Raw genomic sequence first — 14,752 nt, forward strand, 5'->3', positions numbered from 1 at the left:
CTTAAAATACTTGCTTATCCTCTGCTACGTTAACTATTGTGGCAACCGCTTCTTCTAGACCATCATATTTCAAAACTTCTTTTTGAATTTCCTTCAATCTCACGGGAATTTCGCTTTCCAAAATTTGCTGAATATTTTTCTGAAGGCTTCCCCTGTCGAGTTTTTCTTGAAACAAAACTTTTGCTGCGCCTAAGTCGGCGACTTGTTTTGCGTTGCTAATCTGCTCTGTGTGGCTCGGTGTAGGTATGAGTATCATTGGTTTACCATAACACAGGCACTGGGTTAAGGTTCCATGCCCTGCACGGCTTACAACCAAGTCGCATGCTTTCAAGTATTCGAAACGCCTCGAAGTCCACATATAAACGGTTACGTTATTACGGCGAAATGGTTTTTCATCCGCCTTTGGATAACCAAGCGACATGACAATTTCGTAATCCTCTGGAAACTCCATCAAAATTCTCTTCAAAATTCCGGTTAAGAAAGCTCTTTCTCTTATTGGACCACTTATTGGAACAAAGACAACTGGCTTGTTTGCTGGTAGTCCTAATTGCTTGCGAATTTCTTCCTTAGTCGGCAACGTTTCTGGACGAACTGGCAGTAGCGGCCCAATTAGTTTGACGTTTTTTCTGTAGGATTTGGGAATGTTCAGGTTGCCTGCGCATATAGTGTACGGCGGAGGAAAATCTGGTATCAAAGTCGTGTTTCCACTTGTCCACATTTTTCCAACAAGTGTAAGCGTTACGGAGTCTGCGAGCCTGGCTAACCGTAAAAACCGCTTTTTTCGTGGAATTATCACTTGAAACTGGTTCAGAATGCAAATTCTAGGAATCCCTAGCAGTCTAGCGGCTATTAACGGCGAGATTCGCGAATCTGAGACAACAATGTCAGGTCTGAAGTGTTGAATAGCTCGAACTTCAGCATCCACTTGTTTCATAAGCGTGAACGTCGACAAGAATGGACCAGGGTTTATTGCAGTCTGCTTAAAGTCTATGGTTCCATCTGGTTTGACTTGAAAACCGATTGGTGGAGCCTTTATGAGCGGAAACTTTTGTTGTTCAACGTAACGTAATCCTTCTCTGTAAGTGGAAAATACTATCTCGGCGTTTTTTTCCTGAAGTTTTTTCGCTATTGGAATGCATCTGCCTACATGTCCTAAACCTATGCCGCATGGAGCGAAATAAACGCGCATAAATCTATTTCCCGCCGAGGACTTTACGTTTCACTTTGCCTTTTGGTTTCTCTTCCTCAAAAATTATGGCTTGAAACTTGTAAATTTTGGTGCCGTCCAAAAGCCAATAATCTGGAGACAAACCCGCTTTCATGCAACATTGACATAGAAATTCCTCCGCATCCCATTCCCATTCAACTGGCACTTGAGGCAGAAGTAGCCCTTTAAACATGCCTCTTTCAACAATTAGTCCATCTTCGCCTATTTTGATTTTGTTTGGGTATTCGTTTGGTTTTTTAACTTCTATTATCTGCGGAGGTGTGAGCACGCTTACTTCAAAGACTACCTTGTCAAGTTCATCCAATGACAGCGGATAAAAGCGTGGGTCTTGAGTTGCTGAGCTTATTGCAGACTCTATAACTGCTTGAACTAATGGCGTGGTTGGATATGGATAGCCAATGCAGCCCCTTAGTTCTTTTTCGCCACTTTCTATGCTGTTGATTGTTACGAAAACTCCGCAAGGCTGCATTAGTTTATCATCAATGTTTTTGGGAGGGCTAATTTGCCTTCTGCTCTTTAGGTATTCTTCGACGGCTTTCCGTGCAAGCGTAACGAGGAATTCTCCCTCGTCTAAACTAAGCTCAAATGGCAACTGTATGGTTCTCCGCCGTTTGATAGCAATAGCTGGAATATATTAATTGTAAGGTTTAACCTTTTGCAAAATTAGGGCGTTTTAGAACTTTATTGATTCTTCTTGTATTCCATCTTTGGTTATTAGCAGGAAATCTATTCCGTCGCCGCTCATGATGTCTCTGCTTATGGCGGATTTTATCGCTCTTACGACCAAATCTTTGGCTTCTTCCATAGTCATGCCTTCTTTGTATGATTCTTCGAGTACTCCCATGGCGATTTCGGTGCCAGAACCTACTACAGCATACTTGTCAGGTATTACTGAACCTAGAATGTCAAGCACGTAAAGCGATGCCCCTTCATCATCTAGTCCACCAACAATTGTTTGTGTAATCAACGGAGCTAAACGGCGGGCGAAAAGCAGGTTTGACATTAGTTTGGCTGCTGCTCTCACAGAAATTGGTCTGCCAGCGTCAAGATTGAAAAGCTGCGCGTATGCTTCTACTTCTCTTACGAGAATTTGCATGTCTGAAACGAGCCCAGCGCATGCTGCGCCTATTTGGTCAGTTAATTTGAAAACTTTTTTGCCGCCTTTGCTGACGACAAGATAACCGTAAGAAACACGTTTTTCAGAAGCTAAAATAACGCCGTCCTGGCATACTACGCCGACGGTTGTGGCGCCTGGAATCCAAAGATATTGGGATTGCTGTGATTCTCTTTCCATTGGGACTCACCTTTCTCCGTGATATACGCAAGCAACTTATTAAGTTTAATCATAAAAGTTTTCGTACATTGTTCATGTAGATGTCAAAGAATTTAGCGTTTTTATTATTGTGGCGATCAAATTAAAGAGATTAATAAGGAAAAAAGTTGAGGGGTGTTGCCTATTTTGGTGTGAGAGCTCGGCTGATTCTGGTTTTTAGGTCTGTGTATCTTTGTAAAATTTCGTTTTTTAGTCGAGAGATTTCTTGGCTAAGCCGTTGTTTAGATTCAGGAGCAAGGTCTGTTGATTTTACTATGTCTTTTTCTATTTTTTCCAAGTCATGATCTGCGGAACGTTTCGTTTCTTCTGTCTTTTTGAGTGCATCCAGTTTGGTTTTTTCCATTTTTGCAAACTCATTGTTGATGTCCTTTTCAGTTTTGAGAAGCTTTTCCCGTATTTTGCCAAGTTTCTCCATTAATTCACGTTCAGATGGCCCGCCCATTTTTATGTTCCACGATACTTAGAATTAGTGTAATGCCTTATAGTTTTTGCCGTCAAAAGCTTCATGTAAAATATGATTGTTTACTCAAACTTCATAAATATATGACTAATGCTTTTACTTTATGCTAGGGAGTGGAAAAATTAGATGATTAGTCTTCACATTCAAAGATACGAGAATGTTTGGTTTGGAGTGGCTTGCGATGAGGAAAAGGTTTTTGCAACGGCGTTTGGTTCCGCTGAAGAGACTGTAAGGCGAGACCTTCTACAGAACATCCCATTCAACACACCTTTTCAGAATGCTGAAAAGCTATCTCCGTTTGCTGAACGTGTTCTGGAAACTTTGAAGAAAATATATTATGGAGAAGATGTTTCCGAGAACCTCGCATTAAGCACAGAACACCTTTCAGACTATTTCAGAAAAGTGATTAAGACAGCGTCTTTGATTCCCGTTGGATACGTGTCTTCTTACGGGTTAATTGCAAAGGTTGCTGGAGGAAGCCCAAGAGCTGTTGGGCGCGTGATGGCTATGAATCCGTTTGCGCCGCTTGTTCCTTGCCATCGAGTTGTCAGTTCAGACTTCACTTTGGGTGGATACGGTGGAGGTTTGAAAGCTAAACTTGCCTTTTTAGAACGTGAGAAGCGTGGTTACGCGGTGAAACGAGAGATTCCAGTTAACGGTAAGAAGTTGCAGGTTTTTCCGGTGGAGTTTGTTCTTAAAAAGGTAAATGTTAATTCGCTTTAGGTATTAATGTGTACGTGGTGGAATGAGCTTTATGATGAAGCGTGGGCTTTATGTCGGGCGTTTTCAGCCTTTTCATCTTGGTCATTTAGGAGCCATAAGAGACATTTTGGAAGAAGTTGAAGAACTAGTAGTCGTTATTGGAAGCGCACAATACAGCCACAACCTTAACAATCCATTTACCGCTGGCGAAAGACTGACTATGATTCGTAGGGCTCTGGAAGAAGCAAAAATTGACTGTTCGCGAGTTTGGATTGTGCCAGTGCCAGACGTGCACTTGCATATGATGTGGGTTTCGGCAGTAGAAGGCTACACGCCAAAATTTGATGTCGTCTATTCCAACGAATCCTTGACAAAGCGGCTTTTTATGGAAGCTGGCTACAACGTTAAGCCAATCCGTTTTCATGAAAGAAAGCTCTATTCGTCAACTGAAGTAAGGGAAAGGATGCTTAGAGACGAGAGTTGGGAGAAGCTTGTTCCAAGAAGTGTGGCGGCTTTCATAAGAGAGATAGATGGCATTAACAGACTTAGGGATTTGACTAAGAGCGACAAAGTATGATTTTGTCGCCACTTTTAACTCTGAGTTTTTCTGCTGCATCTCCTTGATTTAAGGAAATTTCTAAGAAATTGTGGCTTCCAATAATAGCTAAGAGTTCTTGCGGTTTTGCTTCCGCGTAGGCTTTGCAGAGTTTCAACTTTAGCTTAGTATTTCCAACTTTAATATTTACATATCCTTTTGCGTTAACTGAGTTAAGCTCTTTTTCTCCAAAGTTTGTTACAATGTTTCCAAAATCGTCGATGTAGATGATTTCGCCTACTAAGCCTTCTTTTCTTTCTGTTACTTTCGCAAATTTTGGTGTTACAATTTTCTGGATTTCAGGTCCAAACTCTTTTGGTGAAATTCCGTTCGCCAAGTAAGCTGCGACGGGCGCAAATATGTCTCTTCCATGAAATGTTGCGGAAACCTTGGGAAGCATAAAATTGCGGTTGGTAATCTCGTAAATGTGTTCTATGTCTTGTTTTTTTGCGGCTAAGACGAGGACGCCGTTGTCTGGTCCGACGTAGAAAGCTTGGTTTGTCTGTATTAGTAGTGAACGTCTTTTTGTTCCCACGCCTGGGTCTACAACTGCTATGTGGATTGTGTCCTTTGGAAAGTAGGGCGCCGCAGAAGCAAGGGCATATGCGCCCATTCTTATGTTGAATTTTTCTATTTCATGGGTTATGTCAACAATTGTGGCATTCGGGCTGATGCTTAAGATTACGGCCTTCATTTCCGCCACGTAGGGGTCTCTCAATCCGAAATCTGATGTTAAGGTGATTATTTGGCGAGGCATTGTCAATCAATAGCATTGAGTTTCATTTATTTTGCATTTTCCTCTAGGGGTGTCATGTTTTTCAGATAAGCTTCTGTAACTTTATCCAATTCTTCAGTTTTCTTACGTTTTCTCCTGGAACGTATGTCAATGGCAAGCATCACAATGAAGGGTGCTATAAGATAGCCTACAGCTAGAAAAGGATTATAGAATAAACTTGAGAGACTGAAAAGGTGGTCGTTTAGTCCACTTGCGTAAGTCGTTATGACATCTTGAATTATGAGTGCTACAAGGGCTAAGGTTAAGCAGACAAGGAATTGAACAAGCACGCTTCTTTCTTTGCCGAGAATTACGGAAGGGATAACTGAAGACAAGACGAAAACCCATGCGAAAGCATAAATGAAAGTTAACATGTCCATTCTAGAAGATAACCATGAACCTACAGAGGGCCACAATAGGTTGACATAGGATATTAATGTTGTAACTGCTGTTTGAGTGAAAATTTGATAGCTAATCATTAAAGTCCAAGCGACAGAAATGTAGAGCGGTGTTGTTAAAGCTGCTCTTCCCATCACAATCTCTCCACTGATTTATAAAAAGACATCTTATATCTTAAGTTTTACGCTACTCCAATCCTTAACAGCCTTCCACACCAAACAACTAAAATAAACGAACGTTATCCATAAACTCTGAAACCGCCCTCGCAATGATGGAAGGACAGCAGAATGCAAAGAAATAGAAAGCTGACGACTGAAGATGTGGCACTAACTGTCTGTTTTTCGGCTCTTTACACTGTTTTTTGTCTTCTTCCTATATTTCAAATAGTTGGCTTACCAAGTAAATCCATAACTATGGCGGCAATTCTTGCCCCCTTAATCGGCATACTTGTCGGACCATACTTAGGCGTATTATCAACAACTTTAGGAGGGGCAATTGGGCTTTTCATAGGACCCCTTTCACCGCCGGGTTTTGTCTCTGGTCTTGTCGCTGCATTTTTCGCTGGTACTCTTTACTTTGGCAAGCGAAGTCTTGCTGCATTCGCTTATTTCTCGTTACTATTTCTCTTCAGTTTTTATCCCTTCGTCGGACCAGTTTGGCTTTTTCCACCTTTGATGTGGTTTCAAATAGTTGGTTTTTTAATCCTTATTTCTCCATTGCAATCATCAGCTTTAAAGATCCTTAACTCTAACACCAACAATAACTCAGGGCTTCTTTTCGCTTTTTTCATAACTTCTCTAACGTCAACCTTAGCAGGTCAAATTGGCGGTTCCTTTTCGCTTGAAGTTCTTGCATGGCCTATCTTCATGGCTGACGTTAACGCGTGGAAAACCATATGGCAAGTAACAATTTTTCTCTATCCAATCGAACGAACAATCATTGCCGTAGCATCCGCGCTTATCGGCACACCTCTGCTAAAAGTTTTGAAAGCAACAAAAACAGTAACTCATGAATAAAGAAGCAAAGCAAACAGAGAAACGTTAAGAGCCTAATCACACATTTACTTGGAACATTTGAAAACATTCATGAAAATACATTCTTTAAATGGCATCATCATCTCTGTAGAGTTATAGACGTTATCGTTGAATTCTACTGGGGCATCTTTAATCAATACTATTGGAGTTTTCTCCGACACTTCTCCCATTAACAGATGCGCCGCAGAAGCTAAATCATCTGCAACTGCGTGGTGCGTGATGACTAATGGTTTTCCATAAACATCCTTTTCTCCTCTGCGGTCTATCACTGGTTTAAAACCAGCCACAGCCAAAGCTAAACCTTCAGTGCCTTTCCTAAGCGGTGCTAAACCACTATCCACAATTAAGACTGCAACCTGCTTGCCTGTTCTGCGCATGATTTCTTCCTTTACGTTTTTTGCCCATTCTTGAGGGTTTTTCGGCCACAAGACTACGTGATTTTTGGGTGCGTTTTTGTTGTCTATACCTGCATTTGCGGTTAAAACTCCATTTTTAAGTGTTAAGACTGCTTTCTCTACGCCTCCGTAGATTTTGTCTGCTTCGCGCAAAACGAGTTCTGCAAATTCTGGTTGCAGCGAAAAGCGTTTTGCAAGTTTTTTTGCTTTTTCAGAGGGTTTTATGTCGTTTAAGTTTACTAAGCGATTCTGAGCGTATGATAGGATTTTTGAAGTTATTGCTAGCACGTCGTTATCTTCTAACTCTAAATTCTGCTTTTTCAGTGCCTCCAAAGTGATGTCTACTAGATTGTCTCCAGTTTTCACAAGCTCTATTTTAATGGCGTAAAGTCTCATTTGTGTTTATCCTCCATGTATTACAGGAATAAAAACTACTTCGTCTCCATCTTTTAAGAGAGTTTGTAGACCGTTTAAGACGCTGATTTCTTTTCCGTTAACAAGTATGAGCGTGTTTGGTCGCGGGTCTTCCAGTTCTGGGTCAATCAAAACTTTTTTGAGCTCAGGTATTTTCTCAACAATTCTCTTTATCGTTTCTCTTAATGGTGTCTCTTCTTCAAATTTTATGGTAATTTTGCTCTTTCCAGAAACCCCGCGGAAAGCGCCGATAAATCTCACTGTTATTGCCATTTTGTTCCCTTGTTTTTGCTTTTCTTTAAAGAACCACTATCAAGGAAATATCGTTGACATTTGTGCCTGTCGGTCCTGTAAATATTAAATCGCCGAGTTTTGAAAAGAAATTGTAGGAATCGTTTTCGGCTAGGTATTTTTCTGGTGCCAAGTCCAATGCCACGGCTTTCGTTAATGTTTTTCCGTCGACTATCGCTCCAGCAGCATCTGTTGGTCCGTCTATGCCGTCCGTGCTAAGCGAAGCCACAACCACTCCGTCCATTTCTTTCAGTTTTAACGATGCAGCTAACGCTATTTCTTGGTTTCTTCCGCCTTTTCCTTTTCCAGTAACTGTGACGGTTGTTTCTCCGCCTGCTATTATGGCTGCGGGTTTTGGAGTCGGGGTTCCAGACACAGTGACTTCGCGTGCCATGGAAGCAAGCATTGTCCCTACGTGCCGCGCTTCGCCTTCCAACGTTGCAGTCAACATAAGCGTGTTCAATCCTTTTGACTTAAGGTATTCAAATGCTGCTTGGCTTGCGAGTCGGTTGTTCCCGACAACAACATTAAAAACTTTCTTGAATGCTTCGTCGTCTGCTTTTGGAGTTTCTGGAATTACGCCTTTTTCTCCATCGGACAATACTTTCTTAATTGGCGCTGGCGCTTTTTCCCACAAACCATATTTTTTCAGAATTTTTACTGCGTCACTAAAGGTGGTTGAGTCGGGAACTGTTGGCCCAGAAGCGATGAAATCTAACGGGTCACCGACCACGTCGGAAAGTATGAGGTTTAAAATTGTGGCTGGATAAGCTTTTTTTGCGAGCCATCCGCCCTTGAAATCTGAAATGTGTTTTCTGACGGTGTTAATCTCGTTTATGTTGGCGCCGCACTTGAGCAATGCGTTAGTGATTTCTCTTTTGTCAGCGATTGTTATTTTGCCACGCGGCAACGGCATGAGGCTTGAACCGCCGCCAGAAATTAAGCATATAACCAAATCATTCTCTTCTGCATTTTCTACTATTTCCAACATGCGGCGAGTCCCTTCCACGCCCGCTTCGTCTGGAACAGGATGGCTTGCCCCGTGAAGTTTTATGATGCTTGTTTTGTGGTTGCTATCGTGGGGAACGTTAACAAAGCCGCTTTTTATTCGGTCGCCAAGAACATGTTCTAAGGCTTCAGCCATTGTGCCACTTGCTTTTCCTCCACCTATCACGTAAACGTTCTTAAATTTTTTTAAATCAAAAGAATAGTCGTTAACGTGAAGTGTTGAATTTTTCAGCTTGAGTTTCGATTTTATTATTCGTTTTGGGTCTACTGTTTCTAATGCGTGTTCGAGGCTTTCTAGGGCTAGTTTTCTTGCTTTTTGATTAAGCGGTGTCTCGCCGTTTTTGATTAGTTGTTCCTTGTTCCGTATTGTTAGCATAATTAACCCATTGTTGATTTCGCAAATTGCTTTGCGTAAGTGTAATAAGTCAATAACTAATAAAGAATTTCGCGTAAACAAGCTATGGGGATAATTATGCCGAAACCAAAAGTTTACGTTACCCGCGAGATTCCAGAAAGAGGCTTAAACAAAATAAAGAAGTATTTTGACGCTGAAGTTTGGCCGGAATATGCTCCGCCGCCCAAAAAGGTCATAATTGAGAAGGCTAAGAACGTTGAGGCACTTGCTACACTTTTGTCGGACAAAATAGACAGCGAAGTTTTCGATGCAGCACCTAAACTGAAGATTGTTGCTCAAATGGCTGTTGGTTTTGATAACATTGACATTCCAGAAGCCACTAAACGAGGAATTTACGTGACTAACACGCCTGAAGTTTTAACCGACACAACAGCGGATTTCGCTTGGGCTTTATTGATGGCTGTCGCGCGACGCGTTGTTGAAGCTGACAAGTATGTTCGCACTGGACAATGGAAGGTTAGTTGGCATCCGGCAATGATGCAGGGAAGAGACGTTCACCACGCAACTCTAGGCGTAGTTGGCACTGGCAGAATAGGCTATGCGGTTGCGAAGAGAGCGAAAGGTTTCGACATGAAAATTCTCTTTTACGATGTAATACCGAGACCAGAGATGGAAAAAGATTTAGGTGCAAAACGAGTTGATTTGGACACGCTTCTGAAAGAATCAGACTTTGTCAGTCTCCACGTACCATTAATGAAAGAGACTTATCATTTGATAAATGCTGAAAAACTCAAACTCATGAAGAAAACAGCGTATCTAATAAATAACGCCCGCGGTCCTGTTGTGGACGAGAAAGCCTTGTACCAAGCTCTGAAAGAGGGCAGAATTGCAGGTGCTGGACTTGACGTTTTTGAACAAGAACCCACACCAGTGGATAATCCATTGCTGAAACTGGACAACGTGGTTGTGGCGCCTCACATTTCAAGTGCCAGTTACGAAACACGTTCTCAAATGGCTGAGATGGTTGCGGATAATCTCATCGCGTTCTTTGAAGGGAAGAAACCGCCGAACCTTGTTAACCCAGACGTAATGAAAGTGCGACCACTGTCAAAGCTATTTTAACCATTATTTTTCTGTTAATTACACTGTAATAGTTAAATACTCAATGTTTTTTAACTGTCTTTTTCCTTTCAAGTTTAAGGTGATTTGAGTGTCCTCCATCTTTGCGAAAAGAATGGAAACTCTCGGAACAGAAACAGCTTTTGAAGTGCTTGCGAAGGCAAAAGCGCTCGAAAAGCAAGGTAAAGAAGTAATACACTTGGAAATTGGCGAACCAGATTTTGACACGCCAAAATACATTAAAGAAGCTGCAATAAAGGCACTGAATGACGGTTATACGCATTATGTTCCATCAGCCGGCATTCCAGAACTTCGAGAAGCAATCGCTGAGCATATCGCAAAAACTAGAAACATTGAAGTCAGCCAAGACGAAGTGGTTGTAACTCCGGGCGCGAAGCCAATAATGTTCTTCGCTATTCTCGCTTGCGTGAACCCCGGCGAAGAGGTTTTGTATCCAAACCCCGGCTTTCCAATTTATGAGTCTTTGATAAACTTTGTTGGCGCTAAAGCTGTGCCTATACCGCTCTTGGAGAAGAACGATTTTCGCATTGACCACGAGTATGTTAAGAAGAAGATAACAAAGAAGACAAAAATGATTATTTTGAATTCGCCGGAAAACCCGACGGGCGGTGTCTTGACTAAGGAAGATTTGAAGGTTATTGTTGACTGTATTGGCGACAGAGACGACGTGCTTGTGCTTTCTGATGAGATTTACGACCGAATAATCTATGAAGGAAAACATGAAAGCATTGCTTCGTTTCCGGGAATGAAGGAGAAAACAATTATTCTCAATGGCTTTTCGAAGATTTATGCGATGACCGGTTGGAGACTTGGCTATGGTGTGATGCGAAAAGACTTGGCACAGAAAGTCGCTCAACTCATGACTAACTCCAACTCTTGCACAAGTGCCTTCATTCAAATGGCGGGTGTAGCGGCTTTAAAAGGTCCACAGAAGGATTCGGAAAGAATGGTTGAGGAGTTCAAAAAACGAAGAGAAGTCATTGTTTCTGGTTTGAATAAGATTAAGGGTATAACATGCAAGAAACCACGTGGCGCCTTTTACGTGTTTCCGAACATAACTGGAACTGGAATGGACTGTAGAAAGCTTGGTGACTACCTGCTTTACGAAGCTGGCGTTGCGGTTCTGCCTGGAACATCCTTTGGAAGTTATGGTGAAGGTTACCTGCGTTTGTCATTTGCCAATTCAGTTGAGAACATCAAAAAAGCCTTAGAGCGTATTTCTGTAGCTCTTGAAAAACGGTAGTTTCTCCTTAATCTTCTATTTTTTCTCCAGTCAACGTTTCTACTATATCTGAGGCTAATTGTATTAGGGCGTCTGCTTTTTTCATGACTCTTTCTCCGTCTGCCTCGCCAAATTGTGCTAGTTGCTGTACTGTTCCTTCAATTTCGATTAGAAAACGCAGAAGAGGGTCTTCGATTGCTTGAGTTTTTTCGGCTGCGTCTCTGATGACGTTTTCTATGAACGCTGGTTCTCCAAGGCTGTAGTAGATGGCGTTTCGGGCTTTCCTTATGGCTTCGAAAGCCAAGCTTGGAGCCATGTAAGGCATTTTTCTTGCGGCTTCAAGCTCTGCTTTTGCCTCCCTTAAGTATCGAAGCGCCCAACCACGCCTATAAGCATCCATCATACATTGTTAGCCTCTGTTTTATTCCTAAAGGAAATAGTCGTTATTTTTAAGGTTATTCTTCTTCCTCTTCTTCAGAGGTTTCGCTTGACGGAGAAGCGGTTTGAGCTCCGGCAAAGGCGTGTGTTATGTATCCTGCAATTTGGTTTCTCACTTTTGTGGTTGCGCCTAATACGAGCGTGTCAACCGCGCGTTTATTTTCGTCAAAATTGTTTGAGAATCTATTGGGAAAACGTCTAATGAGCTCTTTGGCTACTCGTTTAATTTGTTCTGTACGCACATTTCCCAAACCATTGTTTCCCCCAAGCACTCAATGAAACTTTATCCTCCGCAGTTAAGACTGGGGCAAAGTAAACCATCAATAAACAACAACCTAATTTAACTTTACTCCAAAGAAAACTTCAAAATTCTTTATTATCTGCTCTGCAACATCTACAGCATCCATTTTTTTGATTTCTGCTATTGCTTTAACAATTGCTGGAATAAAAGCGGGCGTCGTTCTTTCGCCGTTAAAGGGCTGTTTAAAAAAGCGCACGGGTCCGTCAGTTTCCGTTAACAAATTAGTTAATGGTGCTCTTCTGATAACTTCGCGTATGCCATTTGAATATACTGCAGGTGGACCTTCGGTGATATAGTATCCTTTTTCAATGGCTTTAGCTAATGCGCTTATTGGGTTGCTGAACCAGTGAAGTAACAATTTCTTAACCTTATAGGAAGGCAGCATATCAACAATTTTGGCTGTCGTGCCACGAGAATGAATTATGACTGGTAAATCAAGTTTTTCAGCCAGATGTAGCATTTCGTCAAAAACTTTCAGTTGTTTATCCCATATCTTTTCGTATTTGATGTCTAACCCTACTTCGCCGATGGCAACCAGCATCTTGTTAGCTTTCTGCTCATAAATCAGTTCTATCGTTTTTTGAAGTTCCTCTTCAGTTAAAGCCTGCACGTTCCACGGGTGAACACCCAATGCAGCGTAAACCATCCCCTCGTATTTTTCAGCCAGCCTTAGACTTTCGACGCTTGTTTTAAAATCCATCGAGTTAGAGACTAAAGCGACAACGTTGGCATTTTTGGCTTCGCTGATGATTTCATCTATGCATTTAGCGTATTCTTCGTCTGACAAGTGAACATGAGCGTCAACGAACCTCATCATAACATCCTCATTAAGCGCAGACCACATAATCAAGTATGCTTTTATAATTTACCTTCCAATAAAACAATAGCAAACATAGAAGCCCCATACTTAAAGCGCCGACTGGGAAATCAAAAATGGAAAAACCAGAGCTTCTGGATACGTGGCGAGATTTCTCTGATTACTGGAGCCAAGCATGTTCCAAAAGCGTAGATAAGCAAATCGCATTATGGCGTAGTATTTACATGAAAAAGTATCCAGAATTGCTAAGCAAACAATTACAAACTTATGAGGAAGACGGGTTAAATTGGAAGGAAATAGCTAAGAAAATCTTTCCTTCATTTTCAAGCCGTTTTACGCTTATGCAAAAGGCGAGAAACAATATCATCCGCATATACAAGTCCATTTACTCGAAAGCCGCTGAAACTTTGACGCTTCATTTCAACATAACTTTCGTTGTTTATGTTGGCATCGGGTGTGGCGCTGGGTGGGCAACAACCTACAAGGAGCAACCAGCAATATTGCTCGGATTAGAAAACATCGCAGAAGAAAAGTGGCATACCAAACAAAAACTCGAAGGCTTAATTTCTCATGAAATTGGGCATCTTGCTCATATGAATTGGCGAGGAGAGTGGCAAATGTTTGAAAGGGCAGAAAAAGACCCGTTGTTCCAGCTTTACAGTGAAGGATTTGCTCAGAGATGCGAACACATAATTTTGGGAAAAGAAATTTGGCACTTAGCAGAAGATAAGAAATGGCTTCCTTGGTGCAAACGACATGAAAGTTGGCTAGCTAAAGAATTTCTTAAACGAATCGAAAATCAAATGGCAGTGGAAGACTTTTTTGGTTCATGGTTCAGCATTCAAGGTAGAAAGCAAACTGGATATTTTCTAGGCCACGAATTCATTCGCGTGTTAGAAGAAAATCGCAGTCTGAGGAAAATCGCAATTCTGAAAGCAGAGGATATCAGAAAACTCGGAATACGGTATCTGAATGCCTCAACGACAAAAAACCTTTGAATGAGAGAACGAAGTATTTCACGGAGAACATCAACAATAAAGGTTAAATATTGCTTTAAATAGAAAAAGAGGCTACGAGGAGTCTTTATGGTTGATTTAGAATTAGCTGTAGCCCCAATGCACAGATTATGTAAAAAGGCAGGAGCCGACCGCGTAAGCGAAGCAGCAGCAAAAGCCTTAGCCAAAGCGTTAGACGAGATTGGCGTGAAAATCGCCAAAGAAGCACTGGATTTTGCAATGCATGCTGGAAGAAAAACCATAAAAGCTGAAGACATTGAAATCGCCGCCAAAAAAGTTATGGGCAAATAATCTTTCATTTCCGCAATATCCCTCTTCTTTTTCAAACTTTTAGAGTGCACCATTTTTTCGATGAGCGCCATCTGCTGTTCTAAAAAGATAAACGCAAAGTTGAAATAACACGGAACGATTAAACGTAGAAAACCTAAAGAACCACGAAGCGACCTTTCAGTTATTGGAAGTTGATTAGTAATGGGCGGTAAGAAAAAGCTCAGCTTAAAACAGATGGAACGTACACAAGCGAAGAAGGACGAGGAAGAGAAAGAGAAGAAAGAAAAGAAAAAGGAAAAGGCAGGACCACCGAAAGAAAGAAAACCTCTCGCAATATCAGTTCCAGACGTGAAAAATGAGAAGATTGTTGGAGAATTAAAAAAGATGCCTGTCTTAACGCCTTATGCCGTGGCTACACGCTTTAACATAAGAATAAGCGTAGCGAAGGATTTTCTCGAGCAACTCGAAGAAGAAGGCGTTGTGCAGCGGGTTTCGGGAAACCACACGATAAAAATATACAAGCCAGTAGCAGATTAACTAGCCTATAGCTTCACTTTTT

The 14,752-nt window shown here is 41.6% G+C and carries 20 protein-coding genes; 8 read left to right on the forward strand and 12 right to left on the reverse strand.

Annotated elements, in window-relative coordinates; genetic code table 11:
- Position 1: 1 nt before the first annotated feature.
- The 4 genes from HM003_00665 to HM003_00680 form a co-directional block, all read right to left on the reverse strand.
- Positions 2-1,189, reverse strand: a complete 1,188-nt coding sequence (locus tag HM003_00665; GenBank protein MBX5327854.1) for a hypothetical protein — start codon at positions 1,187-1,189, stop codon at positions 2-4.
- Between the two features lie 4 nt (positions 1,190-1,193).
- The gene (locus tag HM003_00670) at positions 1,194-1,820 is read right to left on the reverse strand and encodes a TIGR00296 family protein (protein MBX5327855.1); all 627 of its coding nucleotides are present in this window, start codon (positions 1,818-1,820) and stop codon (positions 1,194-1,196) included.
- A gap of 81 nt (positions 1,821-1,901) precedes the next feature.
- Entirely contained in the window at positions 1,902-2,522 is a 621-nt protein-coding gene (psmB, locus tag HM003_00675; protein ID MBX5327856.1) for an archaeal proteasome endopeptidase complex subunit beta, read from the reverse strand.
- A 160-nt stretch (positions 2,523-2,682) separates the two neighbouring features.
- Entirely contained in the window at positions 2,683-3,003 is a 321-nt protein-coding gene (locus HM003_00680) for a hypothetical protein (protein MBX5327857.1), read from the reverse strand.
- A 144-nt stretch (positions 3,004-3,147) separates the two neighbouring features.
- Here HM003_00680 and HM003_00685 point away from each other — a divergent pair, with 144 nt between their 5' ends.
- Together HM003_00685 and HM003_00690 are read left to right on the forward strand one after the other, a co-directional pair.
- On the forward strand, positions 3,148-3,744 hold the full coding sequence (locus tag HM003_00685; GenBank protein ID MBX5327858.1) for an MGMT family protein: 597 nt from the start codon (positions 3,148-3,150) through the stop codon (positions 3,742-3,744).
- 34 nt (positions 3,745-3,778) lie between these two features.
- Positions 3,779-4,300: a nicotinamide-nucleotide adenylyltransferase gene (locus tag HM003_00690; protein ID MBX5327859.1), complete on the forward strand. Its 522-nt coding sequence runs from the start codon at positions 3,779-3,781 to the stop codon at positions 4,298-4,300.
- On the opposite strand, the gene HM003_00695 is transcribed toward HM003_00690, so the two are convergent.
- Together HM003_00695 and HM003_00700 are read right to left on the reverse strand one after the other, a co-directional pair.
- Positions 4,281-5,075 (reverse strand): SAM-dependent chlorinase/fluorinase, encoded by a 795-nt coding sequence (locus HM003_00695; GenBank protein ID MBX5327860.1) that lies wholly within the window; start codon positions 5,073-5,075, stop codon positions 4,281-4,283. The genes HM003_00690 and HM003_00695 overlap by 20 nt on opposite strands.
- A 26-nt stretch (positions 5,076-5,101) precedes the next feature.
- Positions 5,102-5,626, reverse strand: coding sequence for a hypothetical protein (locus HM003_00700; protein ID MBX5327861.1), 525 nt, complete (start codon positions 5,624-5,626; stop codon positions 5,102-5,104).
- Between the two features lie 153 nt (positions 5,627-5,779).
- Between HM003_00700 and HM003_00705 the strand changes: the two genes are divergently transcribed.
- Complete coding sequence (locus HM003_00705; protein MBX5327862.1) at positions 5,780-6,508, forward strand: hypothetical protein; 729 nt, start codon at positions 5,780-5,782, stop codon at positions 6,506-6,508.
- 44 nt (positions 6,509-6,552) lie between these two features.
- Here the strand turns inward: HM003_00705 and cofE are convergent, their stop codons facing one another.
- Genes cofE through HM003_00720 form a run of 3 tightly spaced genes read right to left on the reverse strand, consistent with a single transcriptional unit; the run spans position 6,553 to position 9,010 of the window.
- Positions 6,553-7,317, reverse strand: coding sequence for a coenzyme F420-0:L-glutamate ligase (gene cofE, locus HM003_00710; protein ID MBX5327863.1), 765 nt, complete (start codon positions 7,315-7,317; stop codon positions 6,553-6,555).
- 6 nt (positions 7,318-7,323) lie between these two features.
- Positions 7,324-7,608, reverse strand: coding sequence for a MoaD/ThiS family protein (locus HM003_00715; GenBank protein MBX5327864.1), 285 nt, complete (start codon positions 7,606-7,608; stop codon positions 7,324-7,326).
- 25 nt (positions 7,609-7,633) lie between these two features.
- Positions 7,634-9,010 carry a glycerate kinase gene (locus HM003_00720; protein MBX5327865.1) on the reverse strand — a complete coding sequence of 459 codons (1,377 nt, stop codon included), beginning with the start codon at positions 9,008-9,010 and terminating at the stop codon, positions 7,634-7,636.
- Between the two features lie 96 nt (positions 9,011-9,106).
- Here HM003_00720 and HM003_00725 point away from each other — a divergent pair, with 96 nt between their 5' ends.
- Positions 9,107-10,111 carry a D-glycerate dehydrogenase gene (locus HM003_00725; protein ID MBX5327866.1) on the forward strand — a complete coding sequence of 335 codons (1,005 nt, stop codon included), beginning with the start codon at positions 9,107-9,109 and terminating at the stop codon, positions 10,109-10,111.
- Between the two features lie 112 nt (positions 10,112-10,223).
- The gene (locus tag HM003_00730; GenBank protein MBX5327867.1) at positions 10,224-11,372 is read left to right on the forward strand and encodes a pyridoxal phosphate-dependent aminotransferase; all 1,149 of its coding nucleotides are present in this window, start codon (positions 10,224-10,226) and stop codon (positions 11,370-11,372) included.
- Between the two features lie 7 nt (positions 11,373-11,379).
- Here the strand turns inward: HM003_00730 and HM003_00735 are convergent, their stop codons facing one another.
- The 3 genes from HM003_00735 to HM003_00745 form a co-directional block, all read right to left on the reverse strand.
- Positions 11,380-11,754 (reverse strand): hypothetical protein, encoded by a 375-nt coding sequence (locus HM003_00735; GenBank protein ID MBX5327868.1) that lies wholly within the window; start codon positions 11,752-11,754, stop codon positions 11,380-11,382.
- Between the two features lie 52 nt (positions 11,755-11,806).
- Positions 11,807-12,040 carry a 30S ribosomal protein S17e gene (locus tag HM003_00740; protein ID MBX5327869.1) on the reverse strand — a complete coding sequence of 78 codons (234 nt, stop codon included), beginning with the start codon at positions 12,038-12,040 and terminating at the stop codon, positions 11,807-11,809.
- An 84-nt stretch (positions 12,041-12,124) separates the two neighbouring features.
- Positions 12,125-12,907 (reverse strand): TatD family hydrolase, encoded by a 783-nt coding sequence (locus HM003_00745; protein ID MBX5327870.1) that lies wholly within the window; start codon positions 12,905-12,907, stop codon positions 12,125-12,127.
- 116 nt (positions 12,908-13,023) lie between these two features.
- Between HM003_00745 and HM003_00750 the strand changes: the two genes are divergently transcribed.
- From HM003_00750 to HM003_00760, 3 genes are all read left to right on the forward strand, one after another.
- A complete protein-coding gene (locus tag HM003_00750; GenBank protein MBX5327871.1) occupies positions 13,024-13,905 on the forward strand; it encodes a hypothetical protein in 882 nt (293 codons plus the stop codon).
- Between the two features lie 87 nt (positions 13,906-13,992).
- A complete protein-coding gene (locus HM003_00755; GenBank protein ID MBX5327872.1) occupies positions 13,993-14,214 on the forward strand; it encodes a histone in 222 nt (73 codons plus the stop codon).
- Positions 14,215-14,394: 180 nt separating this feature from the next.
- Positions 14,395-14,730, forward strand: a complete 336-nt coding sequence (locus HM003_00760; GenBank protein ID MBX5327873.1) for a 30S ribosomal protein S25e — start codon at positions 14,395-14,397, stop codon at positions 14,728-14,730.
- Positions 14,731-14,752 lie beyond the last annotated feature (22 nt).

It is taken from the genome of Candidatus Bathyarchaeota archaeon A05DMB-5 (genome assembly GCA_019685655.1).
Classification (GTDB): Archaea; Thermoproteota; Bathyarchaeia; order Bathyarchaeales; family Bathycorpusculaceae; genus DSLH01.